The organism is Curtobacterium sp. ER1/6, assembly GCF_001742745.1.
Classification (GTDB): domain Bacteria; phylum Actinomycetota; class Actinomycetes; order Actinomycetales; family Microbacteriaceae; genus Curtobacterium; species Curtobacterium citri.
In genome coordinates, this window is record NZ_MJAK01000005.1 from 247,454 (window position 1) to 267,242 (window position 19,789).

Here is a 19,789-nt window from a genome sequence, read left to right on the forward strand (position 1 = left end):
GGTGCGGGGGTCGTGTGCGGTGGCGTCGTCACTTGACGGCACCGCCGAGCGCACCCGCGGAGATGTAGCGCTGGGCGACGATGAGGAGGACCGCGGCGGGGAGGGACGCCAGGACGCTGGTCGCCATCACGGGCCCCCAGTCGGTGACGTTCGACCCGATGTAGTTGTAGATGCCGAGGGTGATCGGACGGACGGCGTCGGTGGACGTCAGGGTGAGGGCGATGAGGAAGTCGCCCCAGGCGCCGAGGAACGTGAACAGCGCCGCCGTGACGATCGCGTTGCGGCTGATCGGCAGGACGATCGACACGAAGGCCCGGAGGTCGTTCGCGCCGTCGACCAGCGCCGCCTCGACCAGGCTCGGCGGGATCGACTCCATGAACGCCCGCATGAGCAGGATCGCGAAGGGGACCTGCACGGCGCTGTCGGCGAGGATCAGGCCGAGGTAGCTGTTGAGCAGCCCGACGTTGTTGAACAGCGTGTACAGCGCGTTCGCGATCACGATGCCGGGGACCATCTGCGTGACGAGCAGGACGAGCAGCAGCGTCCTCGTGCCGCGCATCCTGAAGCGCGCCAGACCGTACGCCGCCGGGGTGGCGACGGCGAGCGTCAGGACCACGGTGCCGAGCCCGATGATCATGCTCGAGACGAAGTTCTGCCCCTGCTGGGCGAACGCCGCCTGGTAGCCGGCGAAGGTCGGGTTCCACGGGAACCAGGTGGCGGTCGCGGCGCCCGAGGTGGCCTGCAGGCTCGTGTTCACCATCCAGTAGACGGGGAAGATCATGATCGCGAGGAACACGATCCCGAGGACGGTGAACGGCAGGCCCTTCACCGAGCCGCGCGGGCGACGGGTGCGCTCGCCGCGTCGACGGGTCGTGATGGCCCTGGTGGCCGTGACGGTGCTGCTCGCGAGTCCGACGCTCATTCGTCGACCGCCTTCCTGGAGATCGCGATGTAGATCATCGCGAAGACGAACGAGACGACGATGAGCACGTTGCTCACCGCGGCTCCGATGCCGAACTGGAAGTTGATGAACGACTGGTGGTACGCGTTCGTGGCGAGCGTCTGGGTGGAGTTCGCCGGGCCGCCGCCGGTCAGGCCGAGGATGATGTCGACCACCTTCAGCGTGTAGACGACCCCGAGCACGATCACCACGCTCACGACCGACCGGATGCTCGGCCAGGTGATGTACCAGAAGGCCTTGAACCCGGTGGCGCCGTCGAGGGCACCCGCCTCGTAGAGCTCCGGCGGCACGGACTGCAGGCCGCTGTAGAGGATCGTCGTGTTGAAGGGGATCCCGAGCCAGACGTTCACGCCGATCACGGCGATGAGGGCGAGGCTCGGGCTGACCAGCCACGGCACCGGGCCGATGCCGACGACCCCGAGCAGCTGGTTGAGGGCGCCGCTGTCCTGGTCGAGGAGCCACTTCCACACCGCGCTCGACGCGATGAGGGGCAGCAGCCAGGGCAGGAGCAGCAGGCCGCGGAGGAAGCCGGACAGCGGGAAGTGCCGACGGAAGAACAGTGCGAGGCCGAGCCCGAGGACGAACTGCAGCACGATGGAGCCGGCCGTGAACAGGGCGGTGTTGACGACGCTCGTCGTGAACACGCTGCTCGAGAAGACCGAGACGTAGTTGGCGAAGCCCACCCAGGGCGCCTCGCCGGTGAAGAAGGTCTTGGTCGTGTAGTCCTGGAACGACATCACGACGTTCTTGACGACCGGGTAGCCGAAGAACACGGCGACGAAGACCGCCGCCGGGACGACGAACAACCAACGGGTGAAGCCGGAGCGGAGCCGCGCGCGGCGCTGTCCCGGGCGGACGGGGGCCGCGGGCGTGGTCGCCCGGGGCCGGATCTGTGTCGAGGCGCTCAATGTCAGGTCCTTTGCGTCTGGGGACGGGAGGAGCCGGTCGTGCGGACCGGCTCCTCCCGTTTCCGCTACTGGTTCTGCGACTGCGCCTGCTCGAGCGCCTGCTCGGGGTCGGCCTTGCCGGTCAGCGCGAGCTGGACGGCGGTGTAGATCTTCGTGGCGGCCTTGGGCCAGTCCGGGCCGAGCTCACCGGTGCGGGCGCGGGCGGTCTGCACCGTGGTGACGAACGAGGCGACGTCGGCGTGGTCCTTCGCCCAGGCCTTGCCGACCTCGATGTTGGTCGGCACGTTGCCGCTGACGCCGGCCAGGACGGCCTGCATCTTGTCGCTGTTCAGGCACCCGACGAACTTGCCGGCGAGCTGCATCTTGTCCTTGTCGCCGGTCTGCGGGACGGTGAACGCCTCGCCGCCGAGCGGGGCGACGGTCTCCGAGCCGGTGCGGGTCGGGATCGGGACGCTGTCGAACTGCAGGTCCTTCGCCTTCTTCAGCGCCGGCAGCTGCCACGGGCCGTTGATCATCATCGCGGCCTTGCCCGCGATGAACTGGTTGTTGACGTCGGCCTGCGCCCAGTTGATCGAGCTCTTCGACATCGAGCCGTCGGCCTGCAGGTCCTGCACGAGCTGGAGCGCCTGCGCCGCCTCCGGCGTGGCGATGTCCTTCTCGTCGCCGCCGTTGGACCAGAAGAAGGGCAGGAACTGCCAGGTGCCCTCGTAGGTGTTGATGTTGCTCATCGCGAAGCCGTAGGTCGACCCCTTCGTCAGCGTCTTCGCGGCGGTCTTGAGCTCGTCCCACGTCTTCGGCGGCTGGACACCGGCGTCCGCGAGCAGCTTCTTGTTGTAGTACAGCGCGATCGAGTTCGTGTTCGGCTGCAGGCCGTAGAGCTTGCCCTCGAACGTGTTCGCGCCCTTGACGCCGGGGACGTCGTCGTCCGCGTCGAGGCCGTAGTCGGACAGGTCGGAGAGCGCCCCGGACGAGGCGATCTGCTGGACGTCGGGGTTGTCGAGCATGAGGACGTCGGGCAGGGTCCGCGAGGACGCCTGCTGCAGCACCTTCGAGATGAGACCCGCACCGGCGACGTGGTTGATCTTCACCTCGACGCCGACGTCCTTCGCGCACTGCTGGTACACGGGGTCGTAGTTCGCGTCGTAGTAGTCCTCGATCGTGAGGGTCTTGCCGCCGCCGCCGCCGCCGCCGCCGGACGACGAGGCGTTCCCGGAGCCGGAGCAGCCGGCCAGGACGAGGGGGACCGTCGCGGCGACTGCCACGGCGCCGACGAGGGCGCGGGTCCTGCGGGACGTGGAGCGGGAACCAGGCTTCATTGCACTGCTCTTCTCTTCGCGTTTGCGGGGGAGGACGCGGTGCGACGACTCCACTGACGTCGTCGTCGCGGTGGTCCTGGGGCGAGAAGCTAACAGAAAAGCGCTTCACCTGTAAAGCGCTTTTCTGGATCCGTCCGAGGGATATGCTCATCTCGTCGCGGTGGTGCCGCGACGCGTCCGTTGCGTCACCGTGACGGCGTCCCGACCGCCCCGGCGACGGTCCGACCGCTCGAGGAGGCGTGATGGCGACGATGCAGCAGGTGGCCGACCGCGCGGGCGTCTCCATCGCGACGGTGTCCTTCGTCGTGAACGGCACGAAGTACGTCACCCCCGCGACGACCGCCAAGGTGACCGCGGCCATGCGCGAGCTGAAGTTCCGGGGGAACGTCGTCGCACGGGCGCTCGCGAGCCGGCGGACCCGCATCGTCGCGCTGCTCTTCCCGACGACCGGCAACCGCTTCAGCTCCACCACGTCCGACTTCTTCATGAGCGCCGCCGAGCGGGCATCCGAGCGCGGGTACCACCTGGTGCTCTGGCCCGTGGACCCGGCGGGGGAGGACCTCGACGACCTCGTCTCCGGCGGGCTCGTCGACGGCGTGGTCCTCATGGAGGTGCGGATGGAGGACCCCCGGGTGGTCAAGCTCGCCGACCTCGGCGTGCCCTTCACCCTGATCGGCCGGACGCGGGACAGCACCGCACTGCCGTTCGTCGACATCGACTTCGAGACCACGATCGAGGACGGCCTCGACCACCTGCAGGGCCTCGGGCACCGTCGTTTCGGACTGGTGCTCGAGAACCTCGAGGGCACGCCGATGGCCGGGTACGCCCCGCACCTCCGGGTCGAGGACACCTTCCGGCGCTCCGTGGTCGACCGGGGCTGCACCGGCACCGTCGTGTACGCCGGTCCCGGCAGCGACGGCGGACGCGAGGCCGCGCGCGAACTCCTCGACGCCGACCCGGACGTCACCGCCGTGCTCGTGATGAAGGACGACTCGGCGGCCGGGCTCCTGGTCGGGATGTACGCCGCCGGGCGCCGCGTACCCGACGACGTCTCGGTCCTGAGCATCGCGTCCTCCGCCGCGGCCGGCGACCAGCACCACCCGCGGCTCTCGGTGATGATCGCCCCGGGTCGCGAGCTCGGCGTCCGCGCGGCCGACGCCCTGATCGACCAGCTCGACAGCACTTCGGCCGAGCTCCCGCACTTCCTGCTGCCGTGCGAGCTGCGCCCCGCCGAGTCGACGGCCACCGCGCCCACGCGCTGACGCGCTGACGCGCCGCGCGAGGCTCGCCGCTGCGGACACTTTCGTGGCACGCGCCCCGCGAAAGTGTCCGCCTGGCCGAGACTCGTGCACCGCACCCGGCCCGCGCCGGCGCCGCACCGCACCTGTGCGTGCACTCAGGCTCGCTTGCCAGGGTGGACGGACAGGTACGCCGGGTGCACCGCCGCACCCCTCGTCGAGGAGGACGCATGGCCATCGACCGCAGACTCTTCCTGCTCGGGGGCGCGGGGGTGCTGCTGCTCGCCGGCTGCTCCACCCGACCCGAGCGCACGACCGTCGACCAGTGGCCGACGGACCCGCCGGAGGGCGACGTCACGATCAGCTGGTGGGCCGGGCAGATCGCCTCGAAGGACGGCGGGGACCTCCGCCGGCGGCTCATCGCGGAGTTCCAGAAGGAGCACCCGAACATCCGCGTCCGGATCGTCAGCGCGCCGAGCGACACGGACACGAACCGGACGAGCCTGACGACGCAGATCGCCGCCGGCAGCCCCACGCCCGACGTCTACCTCGGCGACGTCGCCTGGCCGGGGCAGTTCGCGAAGAACAAGCTCGCGACCCCGGTGAACCAGCTCGTGGGCGAGGACTTCTTCGAGCAGTTCCCCGAGGGCCTCCGTCTGGCGGCGAGCGTCGACGGCACGTACTACATGTTCCCGCTCTACATCGACGAGTCGTTCTTCCTGTACCGGAAGGACCTGCTCGACAAGCACGGTCTCCAGGTGCCGCGGTCGTGGGAGGAGGTCAAGGACACCGCCGCGAAGCTCGTGGACACCGGGGACGTCGACTACGGCTTCGCGTTCCAGGGCGACGTGTACGAGGGGCTGACCTGCAACGTCACCGAGTTCGTCGCGGACGCCGGCGGCTCGCTCCTCAACGACGACCTGACGAAGCCCGAGACGACGAGCTCCGAGACGAAACGCGCGTTCGAGTTCATGCGGTCGCTCATCACCGACGGCGCCAGCCCCCGGGCCACCCTGACCTACCAGGAGCAGGACACGAACGACGCCTTCTCGGGCGGGCGCGCGGCGTTCCTCCGCAACTGGTCGTACGCGTGGGGCATCGCGAACGGTCCGGACTCCGCGGTCGCCGGCAAGGTCGGGCTCGCCGCCCGGCCGACCTTCGACGGCATGCAGGACAACCACTCGACGATCGGCGGGTGGGGCAACTACATCAACCCGCACACGCAGCAGCCCGCTGCCGCCCTGACCTTCGCGGCCTGGATGTCGAGCGAGACGGCGCAGCAGTTCCTCACCCGAGAGGGCGGCGTCCTGCCGGCCCGGTCCGCGTCCCTCGTGAGCGCCGACGCGAAGCGGCAGCAGCGCCCGACCTACGACACGGCGGCGGGCATCACGCTCGTGCCGCGCCCGACCTCGACGGCGTACTACCCGAAGGTCTCGCAGGGCGTGTACCAGAACGGCAACAGCATCCTCGGCGGGCAGACCTCGGTCGACGGCGGCACCGGCGCGATGGCCTCGGCGATCTCGCTGGCCCTGACGGGTGACGCGCTGTGAGCGCCGGCACCGAGACGCGTGCGGCAGCGACGCGGTCGCAGACGACGGGCGCGGGGCGGACGGGAGGCGCGGGTCGCCACGACGGGTACCGCCAGACGACGGGGCGGTCGCGCATGGAGCGCATCCGTGCGCGGGGTGCGTGGGGCTTCGCGGCCCCGGCGCTCCTGGTCGTCGCCGCGGTCACGATCTTCCCGGTGGTGTACTCGATCGTCCTGAGCTTCGCGGACGTCGAGATCGGCTACGACGGGTTCAGCATCCAGGGCTTCGGCCTCGGCAACTACGCGGCGCTGCTGCAGAGCGCCGACTGGTACCGGGCGCTCGGCTTCACGGTGCTCTACACGGTCGTGACGGTGTCGGTCGAGCTCGTGCTCGGCATGCTCGTCGCCCTCGTGCTCGAGCGGCTCGGGGTCACCCGCGGGTGGATGCTCGCGCTGCTCCTCGTGCCGTGGTCGCTCGTGACGATCGTCAACGCGCAGCTCTGGAAGTACATCTACGACTCGACGTACGGCGTCGCGACGTGGTTCTTCGGCCTGTTCGGCGACGCACCGGTCATCCTCGGCGAACCGGTCCCGGCGATCACCGGGCTCATGGTGGCCGACATCTGGAAGACGACGCCCTTCGTGGCGATCATCCTGCTCGCCGGTCTCGTGCAGATCTCCGAGGACCTGTACGAGGCCGCCGAGCTCGACGGGGCGAACGGCTGGCAGACGTTCTGGCGGGTCGTCGTCCCGCAGCTGACCCCGACCCTGACGATCGCGGTGCTGTTCCGCGTGCTGCAGGCGTTCGGTGTCTTCGACCTGCCGTTCGTGCTGACGAACGGCGGGCCGGGCACCACCACCCAGTCGCTCGCGATCATGGGTTACAAGGTGCTCTTCCAGGACATCAACATCGGACCGGGCGCCGCGATCGCGACGAGCACCGCGGTCATCGTGGCCGTCGGGTGCCTGCTGTTCCTGCGGGCGTTCCGGAACCAGGCGAAGGGAGGGGATGCCTGATGCCCCGTCAACGTGTCCGCAGGGGCTGGCGGAAGTGGATCAACACCGTGAACGTCAGCGGTGTCGTCATCGCGGTGCTCACGGCGCTGCCGCTGTACTGGCTCGTGTCGACGTCGCTCAAGCCGTCGTCCGAGATCGCCCAGTCGCCGCCGACGATCTGGCCCCGATCGCTGACCTTCGACAACTTCGTGGTGGCCTTCCGGGACAACGCGCTCGGTCAGTACATGGTGAACAGCGTGATCGTGTCGGTGTCGACGACCGTGATCGTGCTCGCGCTGTCCTTCCTCGCCGGGTACGCCCTCGCCGGTCGGTGGATCAAGGGCCGCACGGCGATCATGACGTCGCTGCTCATGCTCTCGGTCTTCCCGGCGATCGCCGTCCTGACCCCGCTGTACCTGCTCGAGCGGAACCTCGGTCTGCTCAACTCGTACCCGGGCCTGATCATCCCGTACGTGGCGTTCAACCTGCCGTTCGCGATCTGGATCATGCGGAACTACCTGCAGGGGATCCCGTCGACCATCGAGGAGGCGTCCGAGATCGACGGCGCCGGCGCCTGGCGCACCGTCCTGTCGGTGATCCTGCCGATGGCGAAGCCCGGGCTCTTCACGGTCGGCGTGTTCACGTTCACGGCGTCGTGGAGCGAGTTCCTCATGGCGCTGACGTTCAACAGCGAGAACTCGTTCCGGACGATCCCGGTCGGCATCGCCCTGTTCGGCACGCAGTTCACCGTCCCGTTCGCGCAGATCTTCGCCGCCAGTGTCGCCGCGACGATCCCGATCGTCATCCTCGTCCTGGTGTTCCGCCGGTCGATCGTGTCGGGCCTGACCTCGGGCGCGGTGAAGGGCTGACACCCGGTCCCGGTACCCGGTGCGGGTCCCGGACCGGCCCCACGACGGGACGGGAGGCCCGTGGCGATCCCGCCACGGGCCTCCCGTCCGTCTGCCGGTGCCGTCGTCAGCGACCGGTCCGACGTGGTGCCGTCAGTGCCGCCCCTCGCGGGCGGTGTCGGTGAAGAAGTCGGCGTACAGGCCGTTGGCGTCCTGCAGCTCGCCGTACTTCCAACGCTTGCGCATGCGACGGAACGTCTCGATGCGCACCGGGTCGATGCCCGGTTCGGACTGGTACGAACCCATCGTTCCTCCCGTTTCCCTGTTGCTCACCCCCGACCGGGGGTACCCACCGGAGACGCTACGGGCTCGTGCCCCCTACGTCCGGCCAGATAGATCGGGAATCTACCTAACTGCGCTTGTTGGACAAACGTCCGAGGGGGGTCCTCGACCGCCCGTACCCTGCCGTCAAGGGGTCGGAGCGCCGTGCTCGAGCGCCTCGACCACGCGGTCGATCACCCGCACGTACCGGTCGCTCTCGCGTTCGGAGAAGGAGGACAGGAGCTCGTGCAGATGCTCGTTCGTACTGTCCATCGCGACGGCGTACGCACGCTGCGTCTCGGGCGTCAGCTCGATGAAGCGGCTGCGTCCGTCGTCCGGGTTCGGGACGCGGCACAGGTGCCCGGCCCGTTCCAGACGGTCGACCGTGCCGGTGATCGCCGGACCCGTGAGGCCGAGGTGCGACACCAGGTCCTTCACCCGCACGCGACGTTCGGCCGCGGCCGCCCGCGCGACGAACTGCAGCACGGTGAGGTCGGAGCCCGACACGGACAGCCGCTCGCGGAGCCGGCCACGCAGTGCGCCCATCGCCGCCTCGAGCCGGGTGAGCGCCGCGGTCAGGTCGATCTCACTCACGTGGTCGTCCCTCCGGTGCGTGTCGGTCGTCCGCGACGTTACGCCGCCCTCACCCTGCAACCGTATCCGGAGAACGCGAACCATGGCGCAATGCGGATGATCGAGCCCGGACGGGGTCGTCGTGGCTGACCCGCTGATCGAGGCGTTCGGCGCCGAGGAGACGATCGCACCGGTGCGCTTCGAGGTCGCCGGCACGCGTCCCGAGGCTGCCGTCCGCGACCTCGGTGGCGTCTACGCAGGGGAGCGGTGGAGTGCTGCGCCGTCGAACGGACGGTTCGACTACCGGTACACGGCGATCGGCGACAGCGAGGTCACCATCCGCCGCTCGCAGATGCACGGCGAGATCCGCGGACACATGCCCGGCGGGGGCGACTACGTGGTGACGTGGATCAGCGCGGGGACCGGCGAGCTCGAGATGCGCGGCGAGCGGTGGCCGATGGAGCAGGACGTCCCGGTGATGTTCCCGGCCGACGAGGAGTTCTCGTTCGTCACGGCCGACTACGACCAGCGGCTCGTGCACTTCGACCGCGAGTTCGTGCGCCGGGTGGCCGCGTCGCGCGTCGACGGCGGGAGCGCCCTGCGGTTCGACCCGCGCCGTGGCGCTGCCGAGACGGTGCACCACCGGTGGCAGGGGGCACTGACGGCGCTCTCGCGTGCGCTGCGCATCGGCGGCCCGGACTCGGACGCCTGGCAGGACGCGAAGGTCACCGCGGCCGAGGTCTTCCTCGACATGTTCCCGCCGCAGACGGGCGGGTTGCCCGACGTCCTGGAGCAGCCCCGGAACGCCCGGCTGCGCGCCGCGGTGGAGTACATCCACGCGCACGCTGCCGAACCGGTCACGATCGTGGACCTCTCCGAGGCGGCGGGGCTCAGCGTCCGCTCGGTGCAGGAGTCGTTCCGGCGCGTGTTCGACGTGTCGCCGCTGACGTACCTGCGGCAGGTGCGGCTCGACCGCGTGCACGAGGAGCTCCTCGAGGCGGGGCCGCAGGCCGGTGCCGTCGGCGACGTCGCTCGGCGGTGGGGGTTCGCACACCTCGGGCGGTTCTCGGCGTCGTACGCCGAGCGCTTCGGCGAGTACCCGAAGCAGACGCTGCGGCGCTGACGCGGGCGCGGCGTGCGTCCGCCGCGCGGGCGCGCGCGGGCGCGAATCGGTCCGCGGGTGTCGAACCACGGAACCGACGTCGAACCACGCGTCGCAAGTGGTTCGACGTCGCAAGCGTGGTTCCACTCCCGAGCGCGCCGCGCCGTGCCGCACCACGCGCCCGCGTCAGGCGAGCGTGGGCGCTGGCGCCGTGCTGCTCCGCACCCGGAGCGTCGAGCGCAGCCGCACGTGGTCGCTCGTCGGCTCGCCGCGGAGCATCGCCATGAGCATCGCGACCGCACTCGCACCGATGTCGGCGAGCGGTTGCGCCACGGTCGTGAGCGGCGGCGTGGTGGTCGAGGCCTGCGGGACGTCGTCGAACCCGACCACCGACAGGTCCTCCGGCACCCGGAGCCCGAGGGCCGCCGCGGCGTGCAGCACGCCGATGGCCGACGAGTCGTTCGCGGCGAACACCGCGGTCGGGCGGTCGGGCAGCGTGAGGAGCTCGTGCGCGACCGCCGCGGACCGCTCCTCCTGGTAGTCACCGGCACGGACCAGGCGTTCGTCGACCGCGACCCCGGCGGCGGACAGGGCCTCGCGGAAGCCGGTCTCGCGCAGCTGGGACGACGCGAGGTCGCCGCGGCCCTGCACGTGGGCGATGCGGGTGTGCCCGAGCGCGAGCAGGTGCTCGACGGCGTCACGGGCGCCGGCGGCGTTGTCGGTGTCGACCGTCGCGTGGCCCTCGGGACCGGTGTGCGGGTCGATGGCCACGACGGGGATCGACGACCCGGAGAGTGCCGCGGACGGCGTGACGACGATGGCGCCGTCGATGAGCGTGCCGGACAGGCGGGACAGCGACCGGCGCTCCCACCCCGGGCGACCGGTGCCAGCCTCGAGCCCGGCGTAGGCGAGGAGCTCGTACCCGCTGCCGATCGTCGCGGCGGACACGCCACGCAGGAGCTCGGTCGAGAACGGCTCGAACTCGGGCACGAGGATCCCGATGACGTTCGTGCGGGAGCTCCGCAGGCTCCGGGCGACCAGGGACGTCTCGTAGCCGAGGCGCTCCACGACCTCCTGCACACGGACCATGGTCGCGGGAGCGACCCCGTCGCGGTTGTTGACGACCTTCGAGACGGTCGGGATCGAGACGCCGGCGGCGCGTGCGACGTCCGCGATCGTGACCCGGCCCGGTCCGGGCGGGTGGTCGACGACGGTCTCCATGTGCACACCGTACCGCCGGAGACGGTTTCCGCCAGTGCGCGGATCACGGTTAGAAAACGTTATCGATAACGATTGACAAGGCCGTGCAGCACCTGGCACGCTCTCCGCAGCGGCATCGACTGCCGCGAACGTCAACGACGACACCGAGGAGTTCCACGATGACGAGGAAGATCCGTGCCGCGGCAGCCATCGCGCTGATCGGGGCGACCGCGCTCACAGCAGCCGGCTGCTCCGCCGGCAGCGACGCTTCGAGCGACGGCGGGAAGGTCTCGATGACCTTCTGGCACAACTCCACCACCGGCCCGGGCAAGGCCTTCTGGGACCAGACGGTCAAGGACTTCGAGGCGAAGAACCCGAACGTCACGATCAAGGTCCAGGCGATCCAGAACGAGGACCTGGACGGCAAGCTCCAGACCGCGCTCAACTCGGGCTCCGCCCCCGACGTGTTCCTGCAGCGCGGCGGCGGCAAGATGTCCGCCATGGTCAACGCCGGCCAGCTCCTCGACATCTCCGACTCGATCGGGTCGACGGCGAAGTCGCAGATCAGCGACGGGTCGTTCAAGGGCTACCAGCAGGACGGCAAGACCTGGGCCATGCCGGTCGACGTCAACCCCGAGGGCATCTGGTACAGCCAGGACCTCTTCGAGCAGGCCGGCATCGAGGGCACCCCGACCACGATGGAGGAGCTGAACGCCGACATCCAGAAGCTCAAGGACGCCGGCATCCAGCCGGTCGCCGTGGGTGCCAAGGACGCCTGGCCGGCAGCGCACTGGTACTACAACTTCGCGCTCCGCGCCTGCTCCGAGAGCGTGCTCAACAAGACCGCGCAGGACCTCAAGTTCACGAACGCGTGCTGGAAGCAGGCGGGCGAGGACACGAAGGACTTCTTCGACACGAAGCCCTTCAACGACGGCTACCTGACCACCGCCGCACAGCAGGGCGCCGGCAGCTCCGCCGGTCTCGTCGCGAACCACAAGGCCGCCATGGAGCTCATGGGAGCCTGGGACCCGGGCGTGATCTCGTCCCTCACCCCGGACGGCAAGCCGCTGCCCGACCTCGGCTTCTTCCCGTTCCCGGAGGTCTCCGGCGGCAAGGGCGCTCCCGGTTCGATGATGGGCGCCGTCGACGGGTACTCCTGCTCGGCGCAGGCCCCGAAGAAGGCCTGCACGGACTTCCTGAACTACATGACCGAGAAGGACGTGCAGGAGAACTACTACAAGGCCTTCAACGCCATCCCCGCCAACAAGTCGGCCCAGTCGGTCGTCACCGAGCCGTACCTGAAGAGCGTCCTCGAGGCGTACAACAAGGCGCCGTTCGTCTCGAACTACCTCGACACCGTCTACGGCCAGAACGTCGGCAACGCGCTCAACACCAGCGTCGTCAACCTCCTCGCCGGCAAGGGGTCCGTCTCGGACATCGTGTCGACCGTGAACCAGGCAGCAGCGAAGGGCTGACACCCATGACCACCTCCGTCGCACCCCGCTCCGAAGCGGAGCGGTCCGGGACGGGGCGTCGCACGGGCGGGGCCGACGGTTCGCCGTCGGCCCCGGCCCGCCGGGCCCGCAGGGGCAACGACGTCCGCACCCGGATCGAGATCGCCGTCCTGGCCGGCCCGGCCACCGTCATGTTCGTCGGGTTCGTCATCCTGCCCGTCGTGCTCGCCGCGTACTACGGCTTCTACAAGTGGCAGGGGTACGGCACCCCGACCGACTTCGTCGGTCTGCAGAACTACGCGATCATCTTCACCGACCCGGACTTCCGGGGCGTGCTCTGGCACAACCTGTTCATCGTCGTCGGGTCGCTCATCGTGCAGGGCCCGATCGCGATCGTCCTCGCGCTGCTGCTCAACCAGCGGATCCGCGGTCGCGGCCTGATCCGCGTCCTCATCTTCGTGCCGTACGTGATCTCCGAGGTCATCGTCGGCACCGGCTGGAGCCTCATGCTCCAGTCGAGCGGAGCCGTGAACGACCTCCTGCAGGCCGTCGGCCTCGGGGCCCTCCGCAACGACTGGCTGAGCAACCCGGACATCGCGATCTGGACGCTCCTCGCGATCATCTCGTGGAAGTACATCGGCTTCGCGGTGATCCTGTTCCTCGCCGGCCTGCAGAGCATCCCCGAGGAGCTGTTCGAGGCCGCGCAGCTCGACGGCGCGAGCTACTGGCAGATCCAGCGGCGGATCACCCTGCCGCTGCTCGGTCCGACCATCCGGATCTGGGCGTTCCTGTCGATCATCGGCTCGCTCCAGCTGTTCGACCTCGTCTACATCATCTGGGGTCAGTACATCGCCGCCACGGCCGGGACCTCGACGATGGCGACGTACATGGTCGCCAACGGCCGGCTCTCCGGCAACTACGGGTACGGCAACGCCGTCGCCGTGGTCATCTTCCTCATCTCGTTGGTCGTCGCCCTCGTCTACCAGCGCTTCGTCCTGCGTCGCGACACCGCCGGCGCCCTGACCGAGAAGGGCGACCGATGACCGCCACCGCCTCCATCGTCGCGCCGAACCGTCGGCGCTCCGCCGACCACGGTCCGGTCCGCAAGGAACGCAACCTCGGCACGTACTTCATCGCACTCGTGTTCATCGCGGTGTGCATCGCCCCGGTCGCCTACATCATCCTGGGCGGCTTCCGCACCAACTCGCAGATCACCGCGAGCCCTGCCGGCCTGCCGTCGCCGTGGCAGATCGGGAACTACGTCTCGGTCCTGACGAGCGGCGTCTTCTGGCAGCAGCTCGGCAACTCCGTGATCGCGGGCGTCACCACCACGGTCGGCGTCGTCGTGCTCGGCCTCATGGTGAGCTTCGTGCTCGCTCGCTACCGCTTCCGCGGCCGCGGCGCGCTGTACTCGCTGTTCGCCGCCGGCCTGATGTTCCCGATCACCGTCGCCATCACGCCGCTCTACCTGCTCGTGAAGGACCTCGGGCTGACGAACAACCTGGCGGGCGTGATCCTGCCGCAGATCGCCTTCGCCCTGCCGACGACCGTCATCATCCTCGTGCCGTTCCTCCGGGCGATCCCGGACGAGCTTGAGGAGGCGGCCTCGATCGACGGTGCGAGCCGACTCGGGTTCTTCTTCCGCATGGTCGTCCCGCTGTCCCTGCCGGGCGTCGTGACCGTCGGGATCCTCGCGTTCATCGGCAGCTGGAACAGCTACATCCTGCCGCTGTTCATCCTCAACGACGCGTCGGCCTACACGCTGCCCCTCGGCGTCCAGGCGTTCTCGTCGCAGTACTCCGTCGACACGGCGCGGGTGCTCGCGTTCACCTCGCTCTCGATGATCCCGGCGCTCGTGTTCTTCGCGATCTTCCAGCGCCGCATCGTCGGCGGTCTGACCGGGGCGGTGAAGGGGTGACCGCGCTGGACGCGACGACGCACCCGACGGACGGACGGGAGGCGCGTGGCGGCACCGGCACGCGCCTCCCGTCCGACGCCACCCACCTCGACGACGCGACGGGCCCGGACCGCGTGACCGCGCTGCTGGCCGCGATGACGCTCGAGGAGAAGACGGCGCAGCTCGTCGGCTACTGGCTCGACCAGGACGGCGTCGTCGCCCCGATGCAGGGTGAGATGGCGGCGGTCCAGGACGGCGACACGCTCACCGACGTCACCCGGCACGGCCTCGGCCAGTACACCCGCGTCTACGGCACCCGGCCCGTCGAACCCGACGAGCGGGCCGCGTGGCTGTGGGCGGAGCAGCGGCGGCTCAAGCGCGAGACGCGCCTGGGCATCCCCGCGCTCGTCCACGAGGAGTGCCTGACCGGGCTCGCCGCGTGGCAGGCCGCCACCTTCCCGACGCCGCTCGCCTGGGGGGCGTCCTTCGACCCGGAGCTCGTCGAGCAGGTCGGCGCGGTCATCGGCCGGTCGATGCGCGAGCTCGGCGTCCACCAGGGGCTCGCCCCCGTGCTCGACGTGGTCCGTGACCCGCGGTGGGGCCGGGTCGACGAGTGCATCGGCGAGGACCCCTACCTCGTCGGCACGGTCGGCACCGCCTACGTCCGCGGCGTCCAGAGCGCCGGTGTCGACGCGACGCTGAAGCACTTCCTCGGCTACTCGGCCTCGCGGGCCGGACGGAACCACGCGCCGGTGCACGCCGGGCCGCGCGAGGTGGCCGACGTCTTCCTGCCGCCGTTCGAGATGGCCCTGCTCGACGGGGGCGCCCGGAGCGTCATGAACTCGTACGCCGAGGTCGACGGCGTGCCGGTCGCGGCGGACCCGACGCTGCTCACCGACCTGCTGCGCGACCGTCTCGGCTTCGACGGCACCGTCGTGGCGGACTACTTCTCGGTCGCGTTCCTCGAGGTCATGCACGGCGTCGCCCGCGACCGCGGCGAGGCGGCCGCGATGGCGCTCGAGGCCGGCATCGACGTGGAACTGCCGACGGGGGACGCCTACCTGGCGCCGCTCGTCGAGCGCGTCCGGAGCGGCGAGGTCGACGAGGCGCTCGTCGACCGGGCCGTGCTCCGGGTGCTCCGGCAGAAGGAGCGACTCGGCCTGCTCGACCCCGACGCGTTCGAGGACGAGCCGCCGACCGGCGTGGACCTGGACTCCGCGGAGCACCGTGCCCTCGCACGCCGGCTCGCGGCGGAGTCGCTCGTGCTGCTGTCGAACGACGGCGTGCTGCCCCTCGGCGGCGCGACCGGTCCCGACGCGACCGGTGCCGACGCAGCCGGTCCCGACGCGACCGGTGCCGACGCAGCCGGTCCCGACGCAGCCGCCGGCGACGCCGGCCACCACACCCCGGGCGCCGTCCTGCAGGGTCCGGTCGCGGTGATCGGCCCGAACGCCCACCGCGCCGAGGCCCTGCAGGGCTGCTACTCCTTCGCGAACCACGTGCTCGCCTCGCACCCCGGGCTGCCGCTCGGCTTCGCGATCCCGACGGTGCTCGAGGCGTTGCGGGACACCCTCGGCTCCGACGTCGTCCGGTACGCCCGCGGCGCCGACGTCGAGGGCGCTGACCGCGACGGCTTCGCCGAGGCGGTCGAGACCGCACGGGACGCCGCGGTCGCCGTGGTCGTCGTCGGCGACCAGGCCGGGCTCTTCGGTCGCGGAACCGTGGGCGAGGGCAACGACTCCGAGTCGCTCGACCTGCCCGGCGTGCAGCGCGAGCTCGTCGAGGCGGTCGTGGCGACCGGCACCCCGACCGTGGTGGTGCTGCTGACCGGTCGTCCGTACGCGATCGGCTGGGCGCTCGACGGCGACCAGCCGAAGCCCGCGGCCGTCGTGCAGGCGTTCTTCCCCGGTGAGGAGGGCGGTCCCGCGATCGCCGACCTGCTCACCGGTGCCGCCGCCCCCTCCGGTCGGCTCCCGGTCTCGCTGCCGCGCTCGGCCGGGGCCCAGCCGTACTCGTACCTGCACCCGCGCCTCGGCGGCCCGTCGGACGTCACGGCGACCGACTCGACGCCGGTCCGCCCGTTCGGCTTCGGCCTGACGTGGACGTCGTTCGCGTACGAGGACCTCGTCGTGGACGACACGGTCGCCACCGACGGCGCGTTCACGGCCGAGGTCACCGTCCGGAACACCGGGGAACACGACGGCGACGAGGTCGTGCAGCTCTACGGGCACGACCGGCAGGCGTCGGTCACGCGTCCGGTCGCGCAGCTGCTCGGATACGCGCGGGTCGCCGTGTCGGCCGGGCAGACCGTGCGGGTCCGCTTCGACGTGCCCGTGCAGCGGTTCGCCTTCACGGACCGAGCGATGCGCAAGGTGGTCGAACCCGGCGACGTCGAGGTGTGGGTCGCGTCCGACGCGGCGGCGTCGCGGCCGGGAGGCCCGCTGGACACCGGCGGGATCGTCGCGTCCGGCGACGGGCCGGTCCGGCACGAGGTGCCCGGTTCGGCGACCCCGCGTGCGGTCCTGCGCGTGGACGGTGCGGTGCACGAGGTCGGCCGCGAGGACCGGCGCACGGTCAGCTGGACGGTCGTCTGACCCGTCCCCGCCGCGGAGCGCCCGGGACGGTGCTCCGCGGCGGTCGCGCGTCGCGGTTCCTCCGCTCAGGGACGCGCGTCGCGCGCCCGCTCCGGGGTCGCTCCGGGCCACCGACCGGTAGCGTGTGACGCGTCCACGTCGGGCCGCGTCCCGCTGCGCCACCACGCAGCGGCGGTCCCGACGGATCAGGGGAGGGCAGGACGGATGAGCACGGAGGACCGGGCACGCGTGCGAGGTGCACTCGTGGCCGCGCTGGACGTCGTCGACGCCCCGCCCGCGGAGCGCTTCGAGCGCATCGTCCGCGTCGCCCGCGAGGTCTTCGACGTGCCGCTGTCGTACATCAACGTCCTCGACGCGGACCTGCTGCACACCCTAACCCCGAACGTCCCCGACGAGCTCGCCTCGGGCCCGATCGGCTGGTCGTTCTGCCAGCTCACGATCCAGGACTCCGGACCGACCGTCATCCTCGACACCGCCGCCGACCCCCGGACCCTGGACCTGCCGGGCGTGACGAACCGCGGCATCCGGTTCTACGCCGGCGTCCCGCTGGCCATCGCCGGCGGGGAGCCCGTCGGGACGCTCTGCCTGATGGACACGGCCCCGCGCGAGTTCTCCGCCCAGGACACCGCGGCGCTCATCGACCTCGGGCGGTGGGCGGAGCGGGCGCTCGGGCAGGGGCTGCACCACGACCGGCTGCTCGAGGTCGCCGGAGCCCTCGCCCCGGACGCACTCACGCTCGACGGGTACCGGGTCGTCGGACTGACCGTGCCGTACGGCGACCTCAGCGGCGACCTGCACGACTGGTCGGTCGTCGACGGCGACCTGGTCCTGACGCTCGCCGACGTGATGGGCAAGGAACAGCCCGCCGCGCTGCTCGCGGCGGGAATCCGCGCCGCGCTCCGGCAGCACCGTTCGCTCGGACCGGTCGCGGCCCTGGCGGCGGCGGAGCCCGCCGTCGCCGAGGACCTGGCACGGGCGAACGCGTTCGCGACGCTGTTCCACGCGCGGCTGCACCCCGCGAGCGGCGTCGTGGAGCTGGTGGACGCCGGACACGGGCTCGCGGTCCACGTCGCGACCGAGGGCGCGCCCCGGATCCTGCGCTCGCACGGCCTGCCGGTCGGCCTGCACCACGAGGGGACGCCCCGCACGGCGAGCGCGGTGACGCTCGCCCACGGCGACGCGCTCGTCGTCGCCAGCGACGGTGCGCTCGACCTCGGCGACGGCACGGTCGACACGCTGCTCGACCTGGCGCGCACCCTCGGCCGGGCCCGCGACGTGCACGCGTTCCTCGAGACCGTGCGCCTGCGCGCCGCCGAGCGGGCCGAGGACGACGTGACCGTGGTCGTCCTGGTCCGCGAGCCGGCGCCCGGAGCCTGACCCGGACGCTCAGCCCGGCTGCGCTGCGAAGTGGACGACGGTCACCGCGAGGGCGAACAGGGCGAGGACGGTGAGGACCGCCCCTGCTCCGCACGACCACGCGCCACGACGGCGACGCCGACGGAGTCCCGCGACCCACGCCCAGAGCACCGTGCTGACGACGGCTGCGATCGGGAAGCCGACGTAGACGACCGATCCGGCGGTGTAGTCGCACCCTCCGCCGCCGCAGGCGTCGTACGCGAACATCGAGATCAGGACGCCGAACCAACCGACGACGAGCATCGGCAGGCTCAGACCGAACAACGTCAGCGTGACTGCGAGGTCCTTCCAGCCCGCAGGGGCCCGGACCGGGTGCGTGTGGCGGTCAGGACGTCCGAGCGGGAACAGCTCGTCATCGTCGTCGTCCTGCCGCATGGTCACCAGTGTGCCGTGCAGCACCGCTGCGCTGCCTGTCACGCCGATCGCGGGGCCGGGGCGGCTCCGAGATGATCGACCTTGCACGACGGGAAGCGCGACGTCAGATCGGCGCATGCTGCGGGCGCCCGTGAGGGAACGGCCAAAGCACTCGTTCACTGGCGTTCCCTCACCGAACGAGTCGGGACGCCGTTCGGCAACGCCGAGACCCGCGCCCTCGGACCACGAACTGCCGGGCGCTTGCAGAGCGATGTCGGGCCGCACGCCCAGGTCATCTCCTACGCCGGCGTGTCAGCGCCGTACCGCCCCGACGAGGTCGACTGAGATCGTCACTGTCCGACAGCCGATGAGCCACCGGACGGCGGTCGCTGCACTCGTGCGTCCAGCGCCGATCGCCCAGTACTTCGTCGACGCTCAGCGGGGCAGCCGCGGTCCGCAAAGTGCGATGACGCCGGGACTCGTGCGGCTGCTCGCTGCCGGGCTGGCGATGATCGGCATCGTTCGGACACTCCTCTCGATCTTCGGTCATCCAGAGTGACCGGAGCGTGCGAGGGCACGACCAGACAGAGTCCGGGTAGCCGATCGGCTATCGGTACGGGCTGCTCATAGGCTTGCTGGGTGATCGCGCGAGTTCTTGGTTCCGGTCGTCCGCTCGTCGCTCTCCACGGCTTCGGGGTGGACCACCGCATCATGCTGCCACTGGCGGACGCGGTGCAGGATCTGCCGTGGCGGCTGGTGTTCCTCGACCTGCCATGGGCCGAGGCCGCCGCGGCGACCGCAACCGCGGAGAGCGCGATTGACGTGGCCGACGAGGTACTCGCCGAGATCGACGACCACCTCGGCGACGAGCCCTTCGCCGTCATCGGGAACTCCTTCGGCGGCATGATCGCCCGACACGTCGCCCACGAACGCCGAGACCATGTCCTCGGCGTCGCAACCCTGGCGGGTGTCGTGCACCCAGCGCACACAGACCGCGCCGTCCCCGAGCGCACCGTGCTCCACGCCGAACCGTCCGTCCTCGAAGCCGCCGGCGACGCGCGAGAAGCGTTCGAGGAGGTCAGC

The 19,789-nt window shown here is 70.8% G+C and carries 19 protein-coding genes; 12 read left to right on the forward strand and 7 right to left on the reverse strand.

Going from position 1 to position 19,789, the window contains the following annotated elements; translation table 11 throughout:
• Positions 1-28 precede the first annotated feature (28 nt).
• From Cus16_RS10295 to Cus16_RS10305, 3 genes are all read right to left on the reverse strand, one after another.
• Positions 29-922 (reverse strand): carbohydrate ABC transporter permease, encoded by an 894-nt coding sequence (locus tag Cus16_RS10295; protein WP_069712560.1) that lies wholly within the window; start codon positions 920-922, stop codon positions 29-31.
• Positions 919-1,869 carry a carbohydrate ABC transporter permease gene (locus Cus16_RS10300; protein ID WP_411266607.1) on the reverse strand — a complete coding sequence of 317 codons (951 nt, stop codon included), beginning with the start codon at positions 1,867-1,869 and terminating at the stop codon, positions 919-921. Before Cus16_RS10300 ends, Cus16_RS10295 begins: the two co-directional genes overlap by 4 nt.
• 65 nt (positions 1,870-1,934) lie before the next feature.
• Entirely contained in the window at positions 1,935-3,185 is a 1,251-nt protein-coding gene (locus Cus16_RS10305) for an ABC transporter substrate-binding protein (protein WP_069712561.1), read from the reverse strand.
• A gap of 242 nt (positions 3,186-3,427) precedes the next feature.
• Here Cus16_RS10305 and Cus16_RS10310 point away from each other — a divergent pair, with 242 nt between their 5' ends.
• From Cus16_RS10310 to Cus16_RS10325, 4 genes are all read left to right on the forward strand, one after another.
• Entirely contained in the window at positions 3,428-4,447 is a 1,020-nt protein-coding gene (locus Cus16_RS10310) for a LacI family DNA-binding transcriptional regulator (RefSeq protein ID WP_189319572.1), read from the forward strand.
• 206 nt (positions 4,448-4,653) lie between these two features.
• The gene (locus Cus16_RS10315) at positions 4,654-5,973 is read left to right on the forward strand and encodes an ABC transporter substrate-binding protein (protein WP_069712562.1); all 1,320 of its coding nucleotides are present in this window, start codon (positions 4,654-4,656) and stop codon (positions 5,971-5,973) included.
• Positions 5,970-6,968 carry a carbohydrate ABC transporter permease gene (locus tag Cus16_RS10320; RefSeq protein WP_189319573.1) on the forward strand — a complete coding sequence of 333 codons (999 nt, stop codon included), beginning with the start codon at positions 5,970-5,972 and terminating at the stop codon, positions 6,966-6,968. Before Cus16_RS10315 ends, Cus16_RS10320 begins: the two co-directional genes overlap by 4 nt.
• Positions 6,968-7,816 (forward strand): carbohydrate ABC transporter permease, encoded by an 849-nt coding sequence (locus tag Cus16_RS10325; RefSeq protein ID WP_069712563.1) that lies wholly within the window; start codon positions 6,968-6,970, stop codon positions 7,814-7,816. The genes Cus16_RS10320 and Cus16_RS10325 overlap by 1 nt, the downstream gene beginning before the upstream one ends.
• 132 nt (positions 7,817-7,948) lie before the next feature.
• Here Cus16_RS10325 and Cus16_RS16685 read toward each other — a convergent pair whose 3' ends face one another.
• Complete coding sequence (locus Cus16_RS16685; protein WP_182045501.1) at positions 7,949-8,101, reverse strand: hypothetical protein; 153 nt, start codon at positions 8,099-8,101, stop codon at positions 7,949-7,951.
• A 162-nt stretch (positions 8,102-8,263) separates the two neighbouring features.
• Positions 8,264-8,710, reverse strand: a complete 447-nt coding sequence (locus Cus16_RS10330) for a MarR family winged helix-turn-helix transcriptional regulator (RefSeq protein WP_069712564.1) — start codon at positions 8,708-8,710, stop codon at positions 8,264-8,266.
• 121 nt (positions 8,711-8,831) lie between these two features.
• Between Cus16_RS10330 and Cus16_RS10335 the strand changes: the two genes are divergently transcribed.
• Positions 8,832-9,812, forward strand: coding sequence for an AraC family transcriptional regulator (locus tag Cus16_RS10335; RefSeq protein ID WP_069712565.1), 981 nt, complete (start codon positions 8,832-8,834; stop codon positions 9,810-9,812).
• A 165-nt stretch (positions 9,813-9,977) separates the two neighbouring features.
• On the opposite strand, the gene Cus16_RS10340 is transcribed toward Cus16_RS10335, so the two are convergent.
• The gene (locus Cus16_RS10340) at positions 9,978-11,012 is read right to left on the reverse strand and encodes a LacI family DNA-binding transcriptional regulator (RefSeq protein WP_069712566.1); all 1,035 of its coding nucleotides are present in this window, start codon (positions 11,010-11,012) and stop codon (positions 9,978-9,980) included.
• A gap of 158 nt (positions 11,013-11,170) precedes the next feature.
• On the opposite strand from Cus16_RS10340, the gene Cus16_RS10345 reads away from it, so the two are divergent.
• The 5 genes from Cus16_RS10345 (at position 11,171) to Cus16_RS10365 (ending at position 18,313) form a co-directional block, all read left to right on the forward strand.
• A complete protein-coding gene (locus tag Cus16_RS10345) occupies positions 11,171-12,466 on the forward strand; it encodes an ABC transporter substrate-binding protein (protein WP_069712567.1) in 1,296 nt (431 codons plus the stop codon).
• A gap of 5 nt (positions 12,467-12,471) precedes the next feature.
• A complete protein-coding gene (locus Cus16_RS10350) occupies positions 12,472-13,488 on the forward strand; it encodes a carbohydrate ABC transporter permease (RefSeq protein WP_069712568.1) in 1,017 nt (338 codons plus the stop codon).
• Entirely contained in the window at positions 13,485-14,363 is an 879-nt protein-coding gene (locus Cus16_RS10355; protein ID WP_069712569.1) for a carbohydrate ABC transporter permease, read from the forward strand. Before Cus16_RS10350 ends, Cus16_RS10355 begins: the two co-directional genes overlap by 4 nt.
• Positions 14,364-14,497: 134 nt before the next feature.
• A complete protein-coding gene (locus Cus16_RS10360; RefSeq protein ID WP_083263880.1) occupies positions 14,498-16,936 on the forward strand; it encodes a beta-glucosidase family protein in 2,439 nt (812 codons plus the stop codon).
• 204 nt (positions 16,937-17,140) lie between these two features.
• Entirely contained in the window at positions 17,141-18,313 is a 1,173-nt protein-coding gene (locus Cus16_RS10365) for a PP2C family protein-serine/threonine phosphatase (RefSeq protein WP_069712570.1), read from the forward strand.
• 9 nt (positions 18,314-18,322) lie between these two features.
• On the opposite strand, the gene Cus16_RS10370 is transcribed toward Cus16_RS10365, so the two are convergent.
• Entirely contained in the window at positions 18,323-18,727 is a 405-nt protein-coding gene (locus tag Cus16_RS10370; RefSeq protein WP_141718931.1) for a hypothetical protein, read from the reverse strand.
• Positions 18,728-19,073: 346 nt separating this feature from the next.
• Here Cus16_RS10370 and Cus16_RS10375 point away from each other — a divergent pair, with 346 nt between their 5' ends.
• Both Cus16_RS10375 and Cus16_RS10380 read left to right on the forward strand, forming a co-directional pair.
• Positions 19,074-19,265, forward strand: coding sequence for a hypothetical protein (locus Cus16_RS10375; protein WP_069712572.1), 192 nt, complete (start codon positions 19,074-19,076; stop codon positions 19,263-19,265).
• A gap of 80 nt (positions 19,266-19,345) precedes the next feature.
• On the forward strand, positions 19,346-19,789 hold a 444-nt coding region (locus Cus16_RS10380; RefSeq protein WP_141718932.1), incomplete at its 3' end, for an alpha/beta fold hydrolase.

Excerpts from the sequence above, each read along its gene's own strand:
- Cus16_RS10295 (WP_069712560.1), bottom strand. The coding sequence starts at position 922 with ATGAGCGTCGGACTCGCGAGCAGCACCGTCACGGCCACCAGGGCCATC.
- Cus16_RS10305 (WP_069712561.1), bottom strand. The coding sequence starts at position 3,185 with ATGAAGCCTGGTTCCCGCTCCACGTCCCGCAGGACCCGCGCCCTCGTC.
- Cus16_RS10310 (WP_189319572.1), top strand. The coding sequence starts at position 3,428 with ATGGCGACGATGCAGCAGGTGGCCGACCGCGCGGGCGTCTCCATCGCG.
- Cus16_RS10315 (WP_069712562.1), top strand. The coding sequence starts at position 4,654 with ATGGCCATCGACCGCAGACTCTTCCTGCTCGGGGGCGCGGGGGTGCTG.
- Cus16_RS10325 (WP_069712563.1), top strand. The coding sequence starts at position 6,968 with ATGCCCCGTCAACGTGTCCGCAGGGGCTGGCGGAAGTGGATCAACACC.
- Cus16_RS16685 (WP_182045501.1), bottom strand. The coding sequence starts at position 8,101 with ATGGGTTCGTACCAGTCCGAACCGGGCATCGACCCGGTGCGCATCGAG.
- Cus16_RS10340 (WP_069712566.1), bottom strand. The coding sequence starts at position 11,012 with ATGGAGACCGTCGTCGACCACCCGCCCGGACCGGGCCGGGTCACGATC.
- Cus16_RS10345 (WP_069712567.1), top strand. The coding sequence starts at position 11,171 with ATGACGAGGAAGATCCGTGCCGCGGCAGCCATCGCGCTGATCGGGGCG.
- Cus16_RS10350 (WP_069712568.1), top strand. The coding sequence starts at position 12,472 with ATGACCACCTCCGTCGCACCCCGCTCCGAAGCGGAGCGGTCCGGGACG.
- Cus16_RS10355 (WP_069712569.1), top strand. The coding sequence starts at position 13,485 with ATGACCGCCACCGCCTCCATCGTCGCGCCGAACCGTCGGCGCTCCGCC.
- Cus16_RS10360 (WP_083263880.1), top strand. The coding sequence starts at position 14,498 with ATGACGCTCGAGGAGAAGACGGCGCAGCTCGTCGGCTACTGGCTCGAC.
- Cus16_RS10365 (WP_069712570.1), top strand. The coding sequence starts at position 17,141 with ATGAGCACGGAGGACCGGGCACGCGTGCGAGGTGCACTCGTGGCCGCG.
- Cus16_RS10370 (WP_141718931.1), bottom strand. The coding sequence starts at position 18,727 with ATGCGGCAGGACGACGACGATGACGAGCTGTTCCCGCTCGGACGTCCT.
- Cus16_RS10375 (WP_069712572.1), top strand. The coding sequence starts at position 19,074 with ATGAGCCACCGGACGGCGGTCGCTGCACTCGTGCGTCCAGCGCCGATC.